This is a genomic window from Streptomyces sp. UG1, from assembly GCF_049974585.1.
Classification (GTDB): Bacteria; Actinomycetota; Actinomycetes; order Streptomycetales; family Streptomycetaceae; genus Streptomyces.
The window spans coordinates 54,856-75,171 of the sequence record NZ_JBNGGG010000043.1 but is presented as its reverse complement, the minus strand read 5'-3'; the positions used below and the strand labels follow the sequence as shown (position 1 = coordinate 75,171).

Genomic DNA, 20,316 nt, shown 5'->3' with positions numbered 1-20,316 from the left:
TGGCCAGTGCTCCTTCGGCTGTCGCTCTCAGACTCATCTCACGTTCGCGCGCTACCGTGCCCGGCCTACAGAACTGCGCCGGGACAGCGAGGAGGCGGATCGTGGCGCGCGGAGGTCAGGGGTTGGCTCGGGTGGCCGTCGTCGTACGGGCAGGGGCGGCGCCGCTGTGGTGGCTCGGGGTACTCGCGGCGAGCATCGGCGTGCTCCCGCCGGGCCTGACGGGACGACGGATCGGCGTCATTGCGGGGGCCGCGCTGTTCATCGTCGCCGCGGCTGTGGTGGCGTACACGCGCCGCAAGCGGTACACCGCCTTCGCGCGTGGTGCCGCCCGCGCGGGCAAGCACGACGTACTCCAGGACCGCGCGGTGACGGTCCGCAACTGGCGCCGGGGCCACCGCTGGTCGTTGCTGCTCGCCTTCCTCGCCGCGCTGGCGAGTGCTTTCGCCGCGCCCGCAGCCGGTGGCATGCTGCTGGCCGGCTGCGGGACTGGGCTGTTTGTCAAGGCGACGTGGCTCGGGCGGCGTGAGCGGGCCGAGGGCGCCCTGGTGTGGGTGCGTGTCGACTGGCTCGACAAGCGTGGCGGCGGCCCGGCGCGCAAGGCGGTCAAGGTGTACCGGAGCACAGGGATCGCTGCGGGGGATGCGGCTCCGGGAGGTGCAAGGAGGCGTACAGCGGCTTTGGTCTGACTGGACTGGGGCCGGCCAAAGGAGTGCGGGCCGGTGAAACCGCGTGGCTCCCTCACGTGGGCGAGACCAGCCAAAACGGACCCGCGGTTTACGGCGCACTGAAACGCCTACGGCGCGCAACGTCCGTAAGAGCGGAGGCGTGCGCCCCTCCCGATTCGGCCACGATCTCGTCCAGCGACTGCGGCTCGCGCACCGTCGCGAAGGCGACGCCCCCGGCGTCGTCCGGCGCGAAACCGTACACACCGGGCCGGGCGAGGGAGTTGTACGCGTAGTGGTGCGCGAAGTAGTACGCCCCCGTGTCCAACGCCGCCGCGTAGTCGCCCTGCGCCAGCAGCGGCAGCGCGCTCGCCTCGGCCAGCAGATCACCCGAGAAACAGGCCGGCCCGGCCACGTCCTGCACCACCGCCGGGCCCTCCTTCGGCCGCCCCTTGCCGTCGTACGCCGCGATCCTCAGCGGCCAGCTCCCCGGCGCGTACACCGTCCGCGTCGCCACCTGCACGCCCGCGTGCGTGACCGCCACCGGCCGGCCACCGGCGCTCTTGGCGTACTCGACCCGCGCCACGACCGTCCCGTGCTTGGCGAGCAGCGAGCGCCCGAACTCCGTGACCAGCCCGTAGCGCCCGTCGAACAGCCCCGGAACCGCCTCGCTCAGCAGCCGCGCGTACTGCGCGTAGGTCGGCGTGGTCGCGTCCGACGCGAAGTTCACCGGCAGCCCGCCGCCGATGTCGAGCGTGTCGATCTGCCGCCGCCCGATCCGCCGGTTGATCTCCTCGGCCAGCGCGAACGCCTGCGCCACCCCCTGCGCCATCAGCGACAGCGGGATGCCCTGAGAGCCGGTGTGCGCATGCAGTCGGGTCAGCCACGGACGGTCCTGATACGCCCGTACGACCCACTCCCGCGCCCCCTCGTCGCGCAGCGCCACCCCGAACTTCGAGGTCGCCGTGGCCGTGGACGTCGCCTCGATCGAGCCCCCGCCGACCTGCGGATTCACCCGTATCCCGAGCGGTGAGCGACTCGCCGCCGACCGCATCAGGGCGTCGATGCGGTCCAGCTCCTGCGGGTTGTCCGCGTTGACCGCGATGCCCAGCGCCAGCGCCTCGCGCAGCTCGGCCGGGGTCTTCGCGGGCGAGTCGAGCACCGTCCGCTCCGGGTGCAGCCCCGCCGCCCGCGCCAACGCCAGCTCACCCGGGCTCGCCACCTCCGCGCCGATGCCCTCGTCGCGCAGCAGCCGCAGCACCGGCACCAGCGGGGTCGCCTTCACGGCGAAGGCGTGCAGCACCGGGGTGCCCGGCGCCACCACCGCGTCGAACGCCGCCCGCAGCGCCGCCGCGGACTCCCGGATGCCGGTGACGTCCAGCAGTCCGACGATGGGGGAGGCGGGCCCGAGCAGCCCCTGCTCCACGGCGGCCCGCACCGCGTCGTCGCGCCGGGCGACCCGGTCGGCGTCGTACTCCGGTATTCCAGTCCCGCTGTCCATCCGGCTGCTCACCACATCCCCCGTCATGCCGTCGTCCGAGCTCATGCATCCAGCCAAACACCCGGAACGCGACCGTGGTGGCGCACCGATGTATTGACTAGCTCTATTCAGAACGCCAGGATGTGAATATCCATCTCAACAGTCCGCAGTCACAGTCCGCTGGGAGGCAGACCATGTCAGGACCCCGCCCCGTCCGAGCACCGCGCGGTACGGAACCGAGTGCCCTGGGATGGCAGCAGGAAGCCGCCCTGCGGATGCTCCAGAACAACCTCGACCCCGAGGTCGCCGAGCACCCCGACAAGCTCGTCGTCTACGGCGGCACCGGCAAGGCGGCCCGCGACTGGCGCTCCTTCGACGCGATGGTGCGCACGCTGAAGACCCTGAAGCAGGACGAGACGATGCTCGTCCAGTCCGGCCGCCCCGTCGGCGTCATGCAGACCCACGAGTGGGCGCCGCGTGTCCTGATCGCCAACTCCAACCTCGTCGGCGACTGGGCCAACTGGGAGGAGTTCCGCCGGCTGGAACAGCTCGGGCTGACCATGTACGGGCAGATGACGGCCGGCTCCTGGATCTACATCGGCACCCAGGGCATCCTCCAGGGCACCTACGAGACCTTCGCCGCAGTAGCCGCCAAGAAGTTCGGCGGCACCCTCGCCGGGACGATCACCCTCACCGCCGGCCTCGGCGGCATGGGCGGCGCCCAGCCGCTCGCCGTGACCATGAACGACGGCGTCGCCATCTGCGTCGACTGCGACCCGCGCGCCATCGAGCGCCGCATCGAGCACCGCTACCTGGACGTGCGGGCCGACTCCCTCGACCACGCCCTCCAACTGGCCACCGAGGCCCGCGACGCCCGCCGCCCGCTGTCCATCGGCGTCCTCGGCAACGCGGCCGAACTGGTGCCGCAGCTCCTCGCCATGGGCGCGCCCATCGACATCGTGACGGACCAGACCTCGGCGCACGACCCGCTGGCGTACCTCCCGCTGGGCGTCGACTTCGACGAGATGGCCTCCTACGCCGCCAAGGACCCGGCGGGCTTCACGACCCGGGCCCGCGAGTCGATGGCGCGGCACGTCGAGGCCATGGTCGGCTTCATGGACGCCGGCGCCGAGGTCTTCGACTACGGCAACTCGATCCGCGGCGAGGCCCAGCTCGCCGGCTACGACCGGGCGTTCGCCTTCCCCGGCTTCGTCCCCGCCTACATCCGCCCCCTGTTCTGCGAGGGCAAGGGCCCCTTCCGCTGGGCGGCCCTCTCGGGCGACCCGGCCGACATCGCCAAGACCGACAAGGCGATCCTGGACCTGTTCCCGCAGAACGAGTCCCTCGCCCGCTGGATCAGGATGGCCGGCGAGCGGGTCCACTTCCAGGGCCTGCCCGCGCGCATCTGCTGGCTCGGCTACGGCGAGCGGGACAAGGCGGGCGAGCGTTTCAACGACATGGTGGCGAGCGGCGAGCTGGCCGCGCCGCTGGCGATCGGCCGCGACCACCTCGACTGCGGGTCCGTCGCCTCGCCGTACCGCGAGACCGAGGCCATGCTCGACGGCTCCGACGCGATCGCCGACTGGCCGCTGCTGAACGCCATGGTCAACGTGGCGTCCGGGGCGTCCTGGGTCTCCATCCACCACGGCGGCGGAGTCGGCATGGGCCGGTCCCTCCACGCCGGCCAGGTGACGGTGGCCGACGGCACGAAGCTCGGCGGGGAGAAGATCCGCCGGGTGCTGACGAACGACCCGGGCATGGGTGTCATCCGGCACGTGGACGCGGGATACGACATCGCGGAGTCGGTCGCCGACGAGCGCGGTGTCCGGGTCCCGATGCGTGAAGGTGACGACGCGTGACCTTTCACAGCATGTGGGCGGAGCTGCTGCCGATCGGCCGCAGCTCCGCCTCCGGCGGCTACCGCCGCTACGCCTGGACCGGCGCCGACCTCGACTGCCGGGCCTGGTTCAAGGAGCAGGCGCAGTCCCGCGGGCTGACCTACGAGGTCGACCGGAACGGCAACCAGTGGGCCTGGCTCGGTGACCCCGCCGCCGGGGACGCCGTCGTCACCGGGTCGCATCTCGACTCCGTGCCGGACGGCGGGGCCTTCGACGGGCCGCTCGGCGTCGTCTCCTCCTTCGCCGCACTCGACGAACTGCGCGACAGGGGGGCCGACCTCGGCAAACCCCTCGCCATCGTCAACTTCGGCGACGAGGAGGGCGCCCGGTTCGGGCTCGCCTGTGTCGGATCCCGGCTCACCGCCGGGCAGCTCACCGTCGAGAACGCCCACAGGCTGACCGACGGCGACGGGGTCAGCCTGCCCCGGGCCATGGAGGCCGCCGGATACGACCCCGACGGCATCGGCGCCGACCCGGAGCGGCTCGCCCGCATCGGCGCCTTCGTCGAGCTGCATGTCGAGCAGGGCCGGGCGCTGGACCTGTCCGGCGACCGGGTCGGCATCGCCAGCGCCATCTGGCCGCACGGCCGGTGGCGGTTCGACTTCCGGGGCGAGGCCAACCACGCGGGAACCACCCGGCTGGTGGACCGGCGCGACCCCATGCCGACGTACGCCGAGACCGTGCTCGCCGCCCGCCGGGAGGCCGAACTCGCCGGTGCCGTCGCCACCTTCGGCAAGATCGCCGTCGAACCCAACGGCGTCAACGCCATCCCCTCCCTGGTGCGCGGCTGGCTCGACTCCCGCGCCGAGGACCAGGCGAGCCTCGACACCGTCGTCGGCGGCATCGAGAACGCGGCCCGGCAGTACGCCCAGGCGCACGGCATCGACCTCGACGTCGTCCGGGAGTCCTTCACCCCCGTGGTCGAGTTCGACCACGCCCTGCGCGACGAACTGGCCCGCATCCTGGGCAAGGACACCGACATCACCGTGCCCGTCCTGGGTACCGGTGCCGGACACGACGCCGGAATCCTCTCCGGCACGATTCCGACCGCCATGCTGTTCGTACGCAACCCCACGGGCGTCTCGCACTCCCCGGCCGAGTTCGCCGCCGAGGACGACTGCGTGGCCGGGGTCCTCGCACTCGCCGACGTACTGGAAGGGCTGGCCCGCAGGTGACATCCAAGACCTACTGGCTGGAGCACGCCTGGCTCGACACCCACGTCGAGCCGGGCGTCGCCCTCGAGGTGGGCGACGGCCGTATCGCCGCCGTCCGGACCGACGTCCCCACCCCGCCCCCGGGAGCGGAGCCGCTGCGCGGACTGACCCTCCCCGGGCTGGCGAACGCCCACAGCCACGCCTTCCACCGCGCCCTGCGCGGCACCGTCCAGGTCGGCTCGGGCACCTTCTGGACCTGGCGCGAGGTCATGTACGCCACCGCCGACCGGCTCACCCCGGAGACCTATCACGCCCTCGCCCGCGCGGTGTACGCCGAGATGGCGCTGGCCGGGATCACGGCGGTCGGCGAGTTCCACTACGTCCACCACGCGCCGGGCGGCACCCCCTACGCCGACCCCAACGCCATGGGCGAGGCCCTGATCGCGGCCGCCGCCGAAGCCGGCATCCGGATCACCCTCCTCGACACCGCCTACCTCTCCTCCGGCTTCGGACAGGCCCCCAACACCCACCAGCTCCGCTTCTCCGACGGCAACGCCGAGGGCTGGGCCGAACGCTGTTCAGTTCTCAAGGAACGGGATCACGCACGGATCGGGGCGGCGATCCACTCCGTACGGGCCGTGCCCGTCGACCAGTTGGAGACGGTGGCGCGATGGGCCGAGGAGCGGCGGGCCCCGCTCCATGTGCACCTGTCCGAGCAGACCGCCGAGAACGAGGCCTGCCTGGACGTCCACGGCTGCACCCCCACCCAGCTCCTCGCCCTGCACGGTGTCCTCGGCCCGCGCACCACCGGCGTCCACAACACCCACCTCACCGCCGAGGACATCTCCCTGATCGGCGGCAGCGGCACCGGCACCTGCATGTGCCCCACCACCGAGCGGGACCTCGCCGACGGCATCGGACCGGCCGCCGCCCTGCAGAACGAGGGCTCCCCGCTCTCCCTCGGCTCCGACAGCCACGCCGTGATCGACCTGCTCGAAGAGGCCCGCGCGATGGAGCTCAACGAGCGCCTGCGCACCCGCACCCGCGGTCACTGGACGGCGGCGGCCCTGCTGCGGGCGGCCTCCGCCGACGGCCACGCGGCCCTCGGCTGGGACCGCGCAGGTGCCCTGGAGCCTGGCGCGCTCGCCGACTTCACGACCATCGCGCTGGACTCGGTCAGGACGGCAGGGCCGCTTCCGCGGCTCGGGGCCGAGACGGCCGTATTCGCCGCGTCGGCAGCAGACGTGTCGCATACGGTCGTGGCAGGTCGGCACGTCGTACGGGACGGGGTCCACACCCTCGTACCGGATGTGCCGCAAGCCCTCGCGGACGCCGTCGAAGCCCTGCGCGGATGACCCGGGGCCGCCCACCCGCGCGGCCCGCCTCCGCATCTGCCCCCGAACCCGACCCCACCGCCGACCAGGCAACCAAGGACGCCATGAGCAACGCGACGACCGTCAGCCCCGCCCACTCCGCGAGCACCGCCAGCACGCTCATCACCAACATCGCCGCCCTGGTCACCAACGACCCCTCCTCCGGTGACGGATCCCCCCTCGGACTGATCCAGGACGCGGCCGTCGTCATCGAAGGCGACCGCGTCGCGTGGACCGGTGATCAAAGCAAAGCACCCGCCACTGACAATCGGGTCGACGCAGGTGGCCGGGCCGTCGTCCCCGGCTTCGTGGACTCCCACTCCCACCTCGTCTTCGCGGGCGACCGCACACAGGAGTTCAACGCCCGGATGTCGGGACGGCCGTACAGCGCGGGCGGCATCCGCACGACCGTCGCGGCCACCCGGGCGGCGAGCGACGGGGAACTCGAAGCCAACCTCACCCGTTACCTGCGCGAGGCGCTCCGCCAGGGCACCACCACCTTCGAGACCAAGTCCGGCTACGGCCTGACGGTCGAGGACGAGGCCCGGGCCCTGCGCATCGCGTCCGCGCACACGGACGAGGTCACCTACCTCGGCGCCCACATCGTCTCCCTCGACTACACCGACGACCCCGCCGCCTACGTCTCCCTCGTCACCGGCGAGATGCTCGACGCCTGTGCCCCGTACGCCCGTTGGATCGACGTCTTCTGCGAGAAGGGCGCCTTCGACGGCGACCAGGCCCGCGCGATCCTCACCGCCGGCAAGGCCAAGGGGCTGCACCCCCGCATCCACGCCAACCAGCTCTCCTACGGCCCCGGCGTCCAGCTCGCCGTCGAACTGGACGCCGCCAGCGCCGACCACTGCACCCACCTCACCGACGCCGACGTCGACGCCCTCGCGAACAGCCGTACCGTCGCCACCCTGCTCCCCGGCGCCGAGTTCTCCACCCGCGCCGAGTGGCCCGACGCCCGCCGCCTGCTCGACGCGGGTGTCACCGTCGCCCTGTCCACCGACTGCAACCCCGGCTCGTCCTTCACCTCCTCCGTCCCCTTCTGCATCGCCCTCGCGGTACGGGACATGGGGATGACCCCGGACGAGGCGCTCTGGTCGGCGACGGCGGGCGGCGCGGCGGCCCTGCGCCGCGACGACATCGGCCGCCTCACACCGGGATCCCGCGCCGACCTGCTCCTCCTCGACGCCCCGAGCCATGTCCACCTGGCGTACCGGCCGGGCGTGCCACTGGTCGACGAGGTCTGGCGGCGCGGCGTACGCCAGGCCTGATGGCGCCGCGTACGCCAGGCCGGATCAGGAGGCTCCGGCCCGCCACCGCTGGCGCGCGTCGCCGTTCAGCGGCTGCAGGGACAGCCCGTACCCGGCGCCGCCGTACGCCGTCACCGCCGTCTCGATGGCGATGGCGGGCCGGATCGCCCCGTCGCCGTCCACCAGGAACTTCAGGTTCTGCCCGTTCGGCCCGTGGACCGAGTCGCACGTCCAGACCCCGACCCCCCGATACGTCGAACCCCGGCTGTCCAGGCAGTACTCGGGGTTGGCGGCCGACTGGAGCACGCCGCGCGCGGCGTCGACCCGCCAGCGCTGAGTCCGGGACGAGCCGCACGGGGCCGTGATCACATCGGTCCCGTTGTAGAAGGGGCCGCCCACGTCCAGGCAGAGCCCGGAGGAGACGTTGACGACCTGGGCGTAGGCGCCGGTCGGCGGGTGTGTGGGGGAGGGCGTGGGCGTCGGCTTGGGCTTGGGGCGCGCCGTCTTCGTCGGGGTCGGACTCTTCGTGGGGGACGGGGACTTGAAGGTCCTCGACGGTGACGGCGACGGTGAGGGAGATGCCGACGGTGTCGCCGACACCGTGGTCGTCACGGTCACCGCGACCGGCGGCACGCTCGGAGGACTACTCGCCGCAGCCACCGGATCCGGCGACGACGTGCCGCCCCGTGTCGCAAGGAACGCCACCAGCGCCACCCCGAGCGCCGCCGACACCAGCACGACCCGGCGCCGGTCCAGCGGCCGGCCCCGCCCCACGGTGAGGCTCCCGGCCGCCCGCTCGGCCGCCTGCGCCGCGCCCCCGGCCGCATACGCCGTCCCGCCCCACGGCAACAACCCCTCGGCCAGCGCCGTGCGCGGAGTGTCCCGCAGGGCCGACAGTTCCTCGTACGCCGTCGTGCAGTGCGGGCAGCGGGCCATGTGGGCGCGCAGGTCGGCGCTGTCGCGGGGGCTGTCCGGCCGTACGGACTCCTCGATGAGGCGGCCGAAGTCGGGGCAGGCGGGGTCGTCGGAGGCGGCGAGGCGGGCGCGCAGACAGGAGCGGGAGAGCTGCTGGAGCGCCGCGTGCGTGCCGTAGGTGACGTCCTCGCGGGTGAGGCCGAGCAGAGCGGCCGTGCGTTCCGGTGGCTCCTGCTCCAGGACTCCGTACCAGATCAGGCCCTGGGTGCGCGGCGGCAGGGCCTGGAACACGGTGAGCATGGGCGGGACCGGGCCGGCGGGGCCGGCCGTGTTCAGCACCAGCAGTACGCTCGCGTCGAGGCCCGCCGCACGCTCGTCCCTCGCCCAGGTTCCGGCCAACCGGGCGGTCAGCAGCAGGAGTTGGTGGCGCCAGGGGACGCCGGGGTCGATGCCGCGGGCCGTCTGGCGGGCCGCGAGGGTGAAGGCCTGGGCCGCCAACTGCCGTGCCATGGAGTGGTTCGGGGTGCACAGGCGGGCGTAGGCGAGGACGTGCGCGTGATGGCGGGTGCGCAGTTCCTGGAGCGCCGTGTACGCGGTGCCCGTGTCGGAGCGCAGCAGTTCGGTCAGCCGCGCGTCGGACGCGCCCGCGTGCATCCCCCCGCCACGGTCCCCAGCGTCGTCGGACCGAGCCATCCCCCATGCCTCCTTGCGGCCGTGCGACCCGCTCGGACTTCTGGCCTACCGGCGGGTATGACGGCTCATAGTGGTGGAAGGGGAGCCGTGGGGAAAGGGTTTCTGTGGGTAACCCATGGCAGTCGGTGAAAGATCCGGGTGAAAGATCCGATCGAATCCGAACGCACCTGTGCCCGAACGCACTGGGCCGGAACGCACTGTGCCCGGTGCCCTGCCGACAGAATTCGGCGGGGTACCGGGCACAGTGCGGGTCGGCGCGGCGCGGGCGGCGCTCCGCGGCCGGTCATTCCTCGATCGTCAGACCCTTTCTGAGCCTGATCAGGGTCCGCGACAGCAGTCGCGACACATGCATCTGGGAGATGCCGAGTTCCTCGCCGATCTCCGACTGGGTCATTCCGGCGACGAACCTCAGGGAGAGGATCTTCCGGTCCCGCGGCGGGAGTTCGGCGATGAGCGGCTTCAACGACTCGACGTACTCGATGCCTTCGATGCCGTGGTCCTCGTAGCCGATCCGGTCGGCCAGCGCGCCCTCGGCGTCGTCCTCCTCCGGCTGGGCGTCCAGCGACGAGGCGGTGTACGCGTTCGACGCCGCCATGCCCTCGACGACCTCGTCGTTGGTCAGGCCCAGGCGCTCGGCCAGTTCCGCCACCGTGGGCGCGCGGTCGAGCCGCTGGGCCAGCTCGTCGCCGGCCTTGGCCAGGTCGAGCCGCAGCTCCTGAAGCCGGCGCGGCACCCGTACCGACCACGACGTGTCGCGGAAGAAGCGCTTTATCTCGCCGATGATCGTCGGCATCGCGAAGGTGGGGAACTCCACGCCGCGGCTGAGCTCGAAGCGGTCGATCGCCTTGATCAGGCCGATGGTGCCGACCTGGATGATGTCCTCCATCGGCTCGCTGCGCGAGCGGAAGCGGGAGGCGGCGAACTTGACCAGTGCGAGGTTGAGTTCGACGAGCGTGTTGCGGACGTACGAGTATTCGTGGGTCCCTTCCTCCAGCGACTCCAGCCGCTCGAAGAGGGTCTTGGACAGGGCCCGTGCGTCCACCGGCCCCACCTCGTCGTACGGGGGGATGTCCGGAAGCCCGGCGAGTGCGTCGTCCTGGTCCAGGTCATGCTCGAAGGCGTGCTCGGAACCCGCGTCGCTGCTGCGCTCGATGGGATCCAGCTGTTCCGGTAGGGATGCCGACGTCGCGCTCTGGGTATGCGATGCGTCGAGCCGGGGTGACATGATGTCCTCCATCGTTCTCGGCATATGGCTGCCGAAGCCTGTCGTGCACTGCGGTGTGCGGCGCCTCCAAGCCGGCCGAGTCGGTTACGTGTCTCTACTAGCCCTACCCGCTTTCCCGAGCCCACCGCAAGTGCGCTCTGGTCCGAAATGTCCGATTCTGTGTGGATGTTCGGGTGTTGAAGGGCGTAGGGAAGGCGTAGTGTTCGAGAGCGTCAGTCAGCAGCCACGACGTCGGGAGTGAGACACGGCATGGACCGCGGGACGGTCGGCAGCGCACAGTCTGGCCGACTACTGGTCGAGGTGCGGGAAGAGGGCTCCAGTGCCGTCGTGACCCCGGCGGGTGAGTTGGATCACCACACCGCCGATTTGTTGCGTGAGCCACTCGAGGACTGCCTCGGCAAAGGCTTCAGTCGGCTGGTCGTCGACTGCTCGCGGCTCGAGTTCTGCGACTCCACGGGGTTGAACGTACTGCTCGGGGCGCGTCTGAAGGCGGAGGCGGCCGGGGGTGGGGTGCACCTCGCGGGCATGCTGCCCGTGGTGGCCCGAGTGTTCGAGATCACAGGGGCCGAGGCGGTCTTCACCGTCCACGACTCGCTCGAAGCCGCGCTGGCCGACGAGTCCGACGGCGCCGGCTGACCCCGCACGTCAGGCGCTGCATCAGACGTCACATCATTCGTCCCGAATACAGGGGTGTTCCCTCGGCCGGGTCGGGCAGGAGACATCCTGAACCTGTCGGCTGTGACGTCGGCCACCGGGGGTGGGGGGACTGTGACCGGCGTATCAGGCAAGGAGCCTGTAACGACGTACCGACTCTGCGTACTGACTTCTGAATCGTGTGAACGTTGAACTGGTGAATCGGTGAGGTGAAGCGCTGATGAGCACCACCCGGCCTTTCCCGCCGGGCGACCGCGGCCCCGAGCCCAGCGGCGCTTCCGGGGCGTCCGAGGAGGGCGTGTCAGGGGCGGGAACGTCCGAGGGGGGCGCGGTGCCGCCCCTGCGGCCCGGCGAGCCCGAGGCGTCCGCCGAGGCCGCGGCGGGGCGTCAGGTCCGCCGACTGGCCTTCGAGGGCCAGAGCGGGGTCGTACCGCTCGCCCGGGACTTCGCCCGGCAGGCGCTGTACGCCTGGGGCTGGCTGCCCGCCGCCACCGCCGACCAGCGGGCCGCGGCCGAGGACGTGCTGCTCGTGGTCTCCGAGCTGGTCACCAACGCCTGTCTGCACGCCGAGGGCCCGGACGAGATGTGGATCGCCTGCGACAACAAGGTCATCCGCCTCGAGGTCTCCGACAAGGGCACCGGCCAGCCCGCCCCGCGCACCCCGCATCGCGCCGGGCGCCCCGGCGGCCATGGCATGTTCATCGTGCAGCGGCTGTGCCTGGACTGGGGTGTCGTGCGCACGCCGGGAGTCGCCGGCAAGACGGTGTGGGCGGAGCTCGGCGCCCCGGCGTAAATCGTTTCCGCTGGCACGCCCCCGCCCACCCGTCGACACGCCCCGCCCATCTGAGTTACCCACGGTCACCCCCTCCACTCGGTGCACTCCGGATCGCCACAACTCCGGCGTGCGCCGTGTCTTCCTTCCTCAAGGCCCCGGGCGTACCTTGACGGCCGATCTGATATGCCGTCAGGAATGAGGGGACCGTGTCGAAGCAGAAGCGAACCGCCGCGCTCGCGACCGCCGCGGCCCTGGCCGGCTCGGCGGTGCTGATGGCCGCCCCCGCGGCCCGGGCCGAGGTCGTCGACGTCAACTACGCCTGCAAGACGCCGATCGGCGACAAGAGCGCCGTCTCGCCCATCGACATCAAGGGCGTCAAGAGCGGCAGCGGCTACAAGATCACCATGTCGTGGCAGAAGGGCGTCTCGTCCAGCCCCGTAGAACTCGGCAAGGGCGCGATGAACCCGAGCGCCACCATCAAGCTGGGCGGCGCCGACAGCGGCACCATGAACGTGACCGGCCCGGCCAACCAGGAGGCGATCCCCGCCAACACCCCGATCAAGATCAGCGACCTGACGGGCACCTACACCCCGAAGAAGACCGGCAAGGTCACCTTCACCGCGGGCGTCCTCACCATCAAGGCCCTCGGCACGACCACCACGTGCACGCCCACCAACGACCCCGGGCCCTCGCTGAGCCTCGACGTCACGGCGGCGGGCGGCGGCGGAGCCGACAGCGGGACCCAGGGCGGCTCCGGCTCGGGCGCCGAGCTTCCGCAGACCGGCCCCGAGGACTCCGCGATCGCCCTCGGCACCCTCGGCGGCACGGTCCTGCTCGCGGGCGCGGCCGGCGCGCTGTGGCTGACGCGGCGGGGACAGACGGTACGCCGCTGACCGTCCCGTACCGATCCGCTGGAGCCGCCGATGTCGTCAGCCGCCCGTGTCCTGTGCCTGCCCCTGCTGCTACCGCTCCTGCTGGCGGCCGCCCCCGCGGCGACCGCCGCCGAGCCCTGGTCCGTCGCGCCCTCCGGCGGCGGGCGCCCGTCCTTCTACACCGAGGGCGGGCCCGGCACGGTCCAGCAGGACACGGTGGCCGTGACGAACCGGGGCGAGAAGCCGGTCACCGTACGCCTGCACGGCACCGGCGTCCCCATCGCCCTCGCCGAGAGCCGGGTGCGGATCCCGGCCCGCACCCGTGCCGAGGTCCCGTTCACGGTGACCGTCCCGACGGGCACGGCCCCCGGCGACCGCTCCGGCGAGATCGTCGCCCGCGACGCCGACGGACGTGCCGAGAGCGTCGCGCTGCGCCTGCGCGTCACCGGCCCCGAACTGTCCGCGCTGACGGTCGAGCATGTGGCCCTCCGCACCGACGGCATCACATACGAGCTGGTCAACCGCGGCACGACCCCTCTCACTCCGACCCTCGCGGTCCGCGCCGACGGCGTCTTCGGCCGCCTCCTCGACCGCGCCCCGCGCACCCTCCCCGTCGACCTGCCGCCCGGCAGCCGCACCAAGCTCACCGAGCCCTGGCCCGACCGCCCCGCCCTCGACGCGGTCGACGTGCGGCTGACGGTGACGGCGGCGGGCGGCGCGAGCGACACGGCTCAGGCGTCGGCGCGGTTCGTGCCCTGGGGCGCGGTGGCGGGGGCCGCGGGGGCGATGGCGGCGCTGGGCGCCCTGTTCGTCGTACGACATCGAAGGCGTCGTAGGCCGTACGCCGCCGAGGAGCCCCAACGACCGCTGGAACAAGCCGAGCTGACGGGAGCGGGGACGTGAGCGTCAAGGTGCGGATCGTCGTGGCGTTGCTGGCCGCGCTGGTGCTGCTGTCGCCGACGGCGACCGCGTCGGCGGCCGACGATCCGCCCTCCGTGAAGCTGTCCAAGGCCCAGGCGGGAACGGGCGGTTCGATCACCGTCACCGGCAGCGGCTGGCGGCCGCGCGCCCTGCTGATGCTCCTGATCTGCGGCCAGTCCGTGCCGTCGACCGGGGTGACCGGTGGCACCAACTCCTGTGCCAACGCGGACGGCAGGGCCGTGACCACGGACGCCGAGGGCCGCTTCAGCCGGAAGCTGCCGGTGGCCGAGCCGCCCGTGCCGTGCCCGTGTGTGGTGCATGTGGCGACGGTGACCGGGGCGAAGGCCGAGGCCGACGCCATCTTCCAGGTCGCCGGGCACGCGGTCGAGCCGCTGCCCGCGGAGCCGGCGGGCGGCCGTCTGTCGGTCCTGACGGACACCCGGCTGGACGGCTCCAGCGGCCTGCTCACCTGGTTCGGCGCACCACCCACCCGGACGCTGGTCTTCACCGTCGGCAATGTCGGCACCTCTGCCGTCAAGAACCCGCTCTTCCAAGTCGGCACCTCCCACGGCGTGTTCGCCCCGCAGTGGGAGGAGCAGCAGTGGCGCGGCACGATCCAGCCGGGCAGGAAGGCCCGCATCGAACTGCCGGTGGAACTCGCCGCCGGGGCGCACGGCGACTACACCGTCTCCCTGAAGTACGGCGGCAAGGTGATGGCCGAACAGCCCTGGGGCGTGGGCCGGCCCTGGGGCGTGACGCTGTTCTGGATCCTGGTCGGCCTGGTCGTACCGGCGGCGCTGTTCCGCGTCGGGATGGCCGTGGTGGACCGGATACGGCCGCGGCAGCCGGCCCGCCGCCGTGGCCTGCGCCTGCCCGAAGTCGCCCTTCGCCTGCCGGGGCTCAGGCCCCGGGAAGAGGCGAGGCACGCGGCTTCCCCCTCTTCGACCCTGCCGTGGTTCACCCCGGACAACGACCCGGGCACGGCCGGCCGGCTCTCCGCACCGCACGACGACAGCCCGACGAGTCCTACGACTCCGACCAGGAAGGGACCCCCGTGAGCAAGCGAAGGAGAGTCATACCGGCCCGGCCCGGGAGGGCGAGCGCGGCGGGCGTCGCCCTGATGCTCGGCGGTGCGGGCGTCCTGCTCGGCGTGTCCGCCGGGACCGCCCAGGCGGCGGAGGTGGCGTACGCGACCGAGTGCATCCCGCCCGCCATCTCCGGGCTGCCGCCGGTCCAGGGCACCACGAAGGTGGAGGTCACCGCGCCCGCCGAGGCGAAGGTCGGCGACGAGGTGGAGATCGTCTGGAAGTTCGTCCAGGCGGCGTCCAAGAACCCCGACATCCTCGACCTGGAGGCGAACACGATCCAGCCGACGGGCACCCTGAAGGCGGCCGGCGCGCAGACGGCGGACATCGCCATGCAGGGCCCGCGCGAGAACCCGCCGATCCCCAAGGGCGGCGACATGAAGCTGTCCGACATGAAGGGCAAGCTGAAGCTGACGGCGCCGGGCGAGGTGACGCTGACGCCGGACGCCTACAACATCAACGTCAACAAGCCGATCTCCACGGACACCAAGTGCTCGCCGAAGGAGACGGTGCAGAAGGCGGCGACGATCAAGGTGACCGACGGGGGCGGAAGCTCGGGCGGTACGACGGGCGGTCTGCCGACGGTCGTCCCGACCCTGCCGACGAGCGTGCCGACCGGCCTGCCCACGGGATCCTCCGACCCGACGCCGAGTGAGAGCGAGAGCGGGACGGGCGGCGGGGACACCGGCGGCACGAGCACCGGTGGCGGCGACGGCGGCCAGACCGACTTCACCGGCAAGGAGGTCCAGGTCCCGTACCAGTGCAAGACGCCCATCGGCGACAAGGAGGCGACCTCGCCGGTCCAGATCGACGCCAAGAAGAACGGCGGCAGCTTCGACCTCACGGTCCAGTTCAAGAAGTCGGTGATGGACAGCCCCGCCGACATCCCCAAGGACTCGGTCAAGCCGTCGATGGAGGTCGTCCTGGGCGGCGCGGACAAGGGCACGGTCCATGTCGAGGGCCCGACCAACTCCGAGGACATCAAGTCGGGCGAACCGATCGAGATCCCCGACCTCGAGGGCACCTACAAGCCGGGCGCGAGCGGAGAGTCGACCCTGTCGCCAGGCGTTCTGACGGTGAAGGCCCTGGGCACGACGACGACCTGCACGCCGACCAAGACCGAGGTCTCCCTGACCCTGGACACCACGGAACAGGCCAGCGGCGCGTCCGGCGGCGGCTCGACCGGCGGTTCGGCGGGAGGCTCCGCGGGGGGCTCGTCGACGGACGGGGGCTTGGCGGCGACGGGGGCTGAGGACAGCGGTGCCTTGAAGGCGCTGGGTCTGGTGGCGGGGACGGCGCTGCTGCTGGGCGGGGCGGTGTTCACGTTCATGCCGAAACGAAGGATGCGCTGACCGACGCTTCTTGGGGGCGCGGCAAACGGGCAGGGCCGCTGCAACCCAGTCGGATTGCAGCGGCCCTGCCGGCTCAAGCACAGCGCTAGCGTACGTCGCCCATGAGCGACTTGACCTTCCGCCGATACATCCACACCGCGAAACCGGCGAGGACGGCGAGCGTGGCCTCCAGGGCCACGATGTTCGTCTTGTTCAGGTCGACCCCGGCGATGGAGAGCAGACCGGTCGTCGCGTCACCCGCGGTGACGGCCAGGAACCAGACACCCATCATCTGCGAGGCGTACTTCGCGGGCGCCATCTTCGTCGTCACCGACAGACCCACCGGCGACAGCAGCAGCTCACCCACGGTCTGCGTGAAGTAGATCGCCACCAGCCACATCGCGGCCGCCTTGTGACCGCCCTCGGCGATCGTCAGCGGGGCCAGGAAGAGGAAGAAGGACGCGCCGACCAGGACCAGACCCGAGCCGAACTTCACGATCGTGCTCGGCTCCTTGCCGCGCCGGTTCAGCGCCAGCCAGAACCAGGCGAAGACCGGGGCCAGCGCCATGATCAGGACCGGGTTGACCGACTGGTACCAGGAGACCGGGAACTCCCAGCCGAGGACGCTGTTGTCGGCGGACGACTCGGCGAAGATCGACAGGGTCGAGCCGCCCTGGTCGTAGATCATCCAGAACACGGCCGCGGCCACGAAGAACCAGATGTACGCGGACATCTTGGACTGCTCGGGGCGGTCCAGGTCCTTGTCGCGCTTGATGCGGACCAGAACCATGGTCGGGATGATGACGCCGAGCAGCGTCAGCGGGACCAGGATCCAGTTCAGCGTGTAGTTGCCGGAGAAGCCGACGATCGCGTAGAAGACGACCGCGATTCCGGCCCAGATCGCCGCCTTGCGCAGCGTCGAGGACTTCTCCTCGGCGGACAGCGGCGTCGGGACGACGCTGGAGCGGTCGGCCAGGTGGCGCGAGCCGATCAGGAACTGGGCGAGGCCCAGCGCCATGCCGAGCGCGGCGAGCGCGAAGCCCAGGTGCCAGTTGACGTTCTCACCGATGGTGCCGATGACCAGCGGGGCCGCGAAGGCACCGAGGTTGATGCCCATGTAGAAGACGGTGAAGCCACCGTCGCGGCGCGGGTCGTCCGGTCCGTCGTAGAGGTGGCCGACCATCGTCGAGATGTTGGCCTTCAGCAGACCCGAACCGATGGCGACCAGGCCGAGACCGGCGTAGAACGTGCCGGAGGAGGGCAGGGCCAGGGTGAGGTGGCCGAGCATGATGACGCCGCCCGCGACGGCGACGGTCTTGCGCGGACCCCAGACCCGGTCACCGAACCAGCCGCCGGGCATGGCGAGCAGGTACACCAGCGACACGTACACGGAGTAGATCGCGGTCGCCGTGGCCGCGTTCAGATGCAGGCCCCCCGGAGCGACGAGATACAGCGGGAGCAGGGCCCTCATGCCGTAGTAGGAGAAACGCTCCCACATCTCGGTCATGAAGAGAGTGGCCAGTCCGCGGGGGTGGCCGAAGAAGGTCTTCTCGGAGCCGGGGGTGCCCGGGCGGGCCGAGTCCTTCGTCAGGCTGGACGCCATGGTCGATCCTTGCTGGTCGGGACGCGTGTGCCTGAGCGGTGCCCGCGAGGAGTCCCGCTCCGGGTCACGAAGCGGCGGACGGCGCGGCGCCGGCGCGTACCGGCCCGCACATGAAAGAGACCCCCAGCGTCAAGCGCCGAAGGTCCCCGCAGTGCTACAGGCGTGGATTCACCATACGTCACGACACCGCCGGATATGGAAGGACTTGAGACCCGAATCACAGGTGTCGAGGGAACCGCAACACCTTTTCCATGGTCCTTTCCAGGATGGCACCTCACAGGCGTAGGTCTGTACCACAGCGGGTGAAGGTAAGAGGCTGACCAAAAGCCGGTGAGAACCAAGGCCGCCGATCACCCTCCAGCTCTTGTCAAGGGCGGACTACCATCAGCTCATGACCCGAGTACTGCTCGCCGAGGACGACGCGTCCATTTCGGAGCCGCTGGCCCGCGCACTGCGCCGGGAAGGGTACGAGGTCGAGGTGCGCGAGGACGGCCCCACCGCGCTCGACGCGGGAATGAAGGGCGGAGTCGACCTGGTCGTGCTGGACCTCGGCCTGCCCGGCATGGACGGCCTGGAGGTGGCACGCCGACTGCGTGCCGACGGTCACACCGTGCCGATCCTCATCCTGACCGCGCGCGCCGACGAGGTGGACACCGTCGTGGGCCTGGACGCGGGCGCCGACGACTACGTCACCAAGCCGTTCCGGCTCGCCGAGCTGCTCGCCCGGGTGCGGGCGCTGCTGCGGCGCGGGGCCGCGGAGCCGCAGCAGCCGCCGGCCACGCACGGGGTGCGCATCGACGTCGAGTCGCACCGGGCGTGGATGGGCGACGAGGAGCTCCAGCTCACGGCGAAGGAGTTCGACCTGCTGCGGGTGCTGGTGCGGGACGCGGGCCGGGTGGTGACCCGGGACCAGCTCATGCGGGAGGTCTGGGACACGACCTGGTGGTCGTCGACCAAGACGCTCGACATGCACATCTCCTGGCTGCGCAAGAAGCTGGGCGACGACGCGGCGAACCCCCGTTACATCGCGACGGTGCGAGGCGTGGGCTTCCGGTTCGAGAAGAGCTGAGCCCGAAGGCACCGGGCCGTACAGACACACGGGCCGTACAGGTAAGTAAGAGGACATGCGCCGCCGACTGATCCAGTCCACCCTCGCCGTCGTTCTCGTCGTGATCGCCGTCTTCGGGGTGTCGCTCGTCATCGTCGAGACGCGGACGATCACCAGCACCGCGCAGGAGCGGGTGGACACCGAGGCCGTGCGGCTGGCCAGCATCGTGGACAGCCGGCTGCTCGGCGAGGAGACCGTGGACGCCGCGGTGCTGCGGGACCAGATCCAGGGGGATCGTTACGCCGAGATCCGGATCCCCGGCAAGCCGTTGATCGAGGTGGGCGCCAGGCCGAGCGGTGACGTCATCAGCGCCACGGAGACGGGTGAGGAGGGCGAGACCGTCACCGTGCAGGAGCCGCGCTCGTCGGTGACCCGGGAGGTCGGCCGTACGCTGCTGATCATCGGGGCGGTGGCGCTGCTCGCGGTGATCGCGGCGGTGCTGCTCGCCGTCCGCCAGGCGAACCGTCTCGCCTCCCCGCTCACCGACCTCGCGGAGACGGCGGAACGGCTCGGCTCCGGCGACCCCCGCCCCCGGCACAAGCGCTACGGCGTCCCCGAGCTGGACCGGGTGGCGGACGTGCTGGACTCGTCGGCGGAACGCATCGGGCGCATGCTGACGGCCGAACGCCGACTCGCGGCGGACGCCTCCCACCAGCTCCGCACCCCCCTCACCGCGCTCTCCATGCGCCTGGAGGAGATCACCCTCACCGACGATCTCGACACCGTGAAGGACGAGGCGACCATCGCCCTGACGCAGGTGGAACGCCTCACGGACGTCGTCGAACGCCTCCTGACCAACTCCCGCGACCCGCGCAACGGCTCCGCGGTCACCTTCGACCTCGACGAGGTCATCCAGCAGCAGCTCGCCGAGTGGCGCCCGGCGTACCGCAGCGCGGGCCGGGCGATCGTGAGCTCGGGCAAGCGTCATCTGGAGGCGGTGGGCACGCCGGGCGCGGTGGCCCAGGTCCTGGCGGCCCTGATCGAGAACTCCCTCATGCACGGCGGCGGCACCGTGGCCCTGCGCACCCGCGTCACCGGCAACCAGGCGGTCATCGAGGTCACCGACGAGGGCCCCGGCATCCCGGCCGACCTCGGCGCCCGCATCTTCGAGCGCGCGATCAGCGGCCGCAACTCCACGGGCATCGGCCTGGCGGTGGCCCGCGACCTGGCGGAGGCGGACGGCGGCCGGCTCGAGATGCTCCAGACGAAGCCCCCGGTCATGGCCCTGTTCCTGTCCCGGACACCGCCGGCGAAGAAGGCGCAGGAGTCGGGACTGACGGTCAGGTAGGCGTCCTGCACCAGGTGCGT

17 protein-coding genes are annotated in these 20,316 nt (G+C 71.6%); 13 read left to right on the top strand and 4 right to left on the bottom strand.

Annotated elements, in window-relative coordinates:
* Positions 1–101 precede the first annotated feature (101 nt).
* Entirely contained in the window at positions 102–686 is a 585-nt protein-coding gene (locus ACP4J3_RS38700) for a hypothetical protein (RefSeq protein ID WP_426541018.1), read from the top strand.
* Between the two features lie 88 nt (positions 687–774).
* On the opposite strand, the gene ACP4J3_RS38695 is transcribed toward ACP4J3_RS38700, so the two are convergent.
* On the bottom strand, positions 775–2,163 hold the full coding sequence (locus ACP4J3_RS38695; protein WP_426541054.1) for a diaminopimelate decarboxylase: 1,389 nt from the start codon (positions 2,161–2,163) through the stop codon (positions 775–777).
* 173 nt (positions 2,164–2,336) lie between these two features.
* Here ACP4J3_RS38695 and hutU point away from each other — a divergent pair, with 173 nt between their 5' ends.
* Genes hutU through hutI form a run of 4 tightly spaced genes read left to right on the top strand, consistent with a single transcriptional unit; the run spans position 2,337 to position 7,847 of the window.
* The gene (hutU, locus tag ACP4J3_RS38690) at positions 2,337–4,001 is read left to right on the top strand and encodes a urocanate hydratase (protein WP_426541017.1); all 1,665 of its coding nucleotides are present in this window, start codon (positions 2,337–2,339) and stop codon (positions 3,999–4,001) included.
* A complete protein-coding gene (locus ACP4J3_RS38685) occupies positions 3,998–5,215 on the top strand; it encodes an allantoate amidohydrolase (RefSeq protein ID WP_426541016.1) in 1,218 nt (405 codons plus the stop codon). Before hutU ends, ACP4J3_RS38685 begins: the two co-directional genes overlap by 4 nt.
* A complete protein-coding gene (locus ACP4J3_RS38680; protein ID WP_426541015.1) occupies positions 5,212–6,549 on the top strand; it encodes a formimidoylglutamate deiminase in 1,338 nt (445 codons plus the stop codon). The genes ACP4J3_RS38685 and ACP4J3_RS38680 overlap by 4 nt, the downstream gene beginning before the upstream one ends.
* Positions 6,546–7,847, top strand: coding sequence for an imidazolonepropionase (gene hutI, locus ACP4J3_RS38675; protein ID WP_426541014.1), 1,302 nt, complete (start codon positions 6,546–6,548; stop codon positions 7,845–7,847). Before ACP4J3_RS38680 ends, hutI begins: the two co-directional genes overlap by 4 nt.
* A 24-nt stretch (positions 7,848–7,871) precedes the next feature.
* On the opposite strand, the gene ACP4J3_RS38670 is transcribed toward hutI, so the two are convergent.
* Entirely contained in the window at positions 7,872–9,434 is a 1,563-nt protein-coding gene (locus ACP4J3_RS38670; RefSeq protein WP_426541013.1) for a ricin-type beta-trefoil lectin domain protein, read from the bottom strand.
* A 283-nt stretch (positions 9,435–9,717) separates the two neighbouring features.
* Positions 9,718–10,671, bottom strand: a complete 954-nt coding sequence (locus ACP4J3_RS38665) for an RNA polymerase sigma factor SigF (protein WP_426541012.1) — start codon at positions 10,669–10,671, stop codon at positions 9,718–9,720.
* Positions 10,672–10,908: 237 nt separating this feature from the next.
* On the opposite strand from ACP4J3_RS38665, the gene ACP4J3_RS38660 reads away from it, so the two are divergent.
* From ACP4J3_RS38660 to ACP4J3_RS38635, 6 genes are all read left to right on the top strand, one after another.
* Entirely contained in the window at positions 10,909–11,295 is a 387-nt protein-coding gene (locus ACP4J3_RS38660) for an STAS domain-containing protein (protein ID WP_426541011.1), read from the top strand.
* A gap of 238 nt (positions 11,296–11,533) precedes the next feature.
* Positions 11,534–12,106, top strand: coding sequence for an ATP-binding protein (locus tag ACP4J3_RS38655; RefSeq protein WP_426541010.1), 573 nt, complete (start codon positions 11,534–11,536; stop codon positions 12,104–12,106).
* A 188-nt stretch (positions 12,107–12,294) separates the two neighbouring features.
* Positions 12,295–12,981 (top strand): LPXTG cell wall anchor domain-containing protein, encoded by a 687-nt coding sequence (locus ACP4J3_RS38650; RefSeq protein WP_426541009.1) that lies wholly within the window; start codon positions 12,295–12,297, stop codon positions 12,979–12,981.
* Positions 12,982–13,011: 30 nt separating this feature from the next.
* Positions 13,012–13,863: a hypothetical protein gene (locus ACP4J3_RS38645; RefSeq protein WP_426541008.1), complete on the top strand. Its 852-nt coding sequence runs from the start codon at positions 13,012–13,014 to the stop codon at positions 13,861–13,863.
* Positions 13,860–14,939 carry a hypothetical protein gene (locus ACP4J3_RS38640; RefSeq protein WP_426541007.1) on the top strand — a complete coding sequence of 360 codons (1,080 nt, stop codon included), beginning with the start codon at positions 13,860–13,862 and terminating at the stop codon, positions 14,937–14,939. Before ACP4J3_RS38645 ends, ACP4J3_RS38640 begins: the two co-directional genes overlap by 4 nt.
* Entirely contained in the window at positions 14,936–16,318 is a 1,383-nt protein-coding gene (locus ACP4J3_RS38635) for a hypothetical protein (RefSeq protein WP_426541006.1), read from the top strand. Before ACP4J3_RS38640 ends, ACP4J3_RS38635 begins: the two co-directional genes overlap by 4 nt.
* Before the next feature lie 85 nt (positions 16,319–16,403).
* On the opposite strand, the gene ACP4J3_RS38630 is transcribed toward ACP4J3_RS38635, so the two are convergent.
* Entirely contained in the window at positions 16,404–17,900 is a 1,497-nt protein-coding gene (locus ACP4J3_RS38630) for an oligopeptide:H+ symporter (RefSeq protein WP_426541005.1), read from the bottom strand.
* A gap of 391 nt (positions 17,901–18,291) precedes the next feature.
* On the opposite strand from ACP4J3_RS38630, the gene ACP4J3_RS38625 reads away from it, so the two are divergent.
* Both ACP4J3_RS38625 and ACP4J3_RS38620 read left to right on the top strand, forming a co-directional pair.
* Complete coding sequence (locus ACP4J3_RS38625; RefSeq protein ID WP_194045338.1) at positions 18,292–18,969, top strand: response regulator transcription factor; 678 nt, start codon at positions 18,292–18,294, stop codon at positions 18,967–18,969.
* 55 nt (positions 18,970–19,024) lie between these two features.
* On the top strand, positions 19,025–20,296 hold the full coding sequence (locus tag ACP4J3_RS38620; protein ID WP_426541004.1) for an ATP-binding protein: 1,272 nt from the start codon (positions 19,025–19,027) through the stop codon (positions 20,294–20,296).
* Positions 20,297–20,316: the final 20 nt, after the last annotated feature.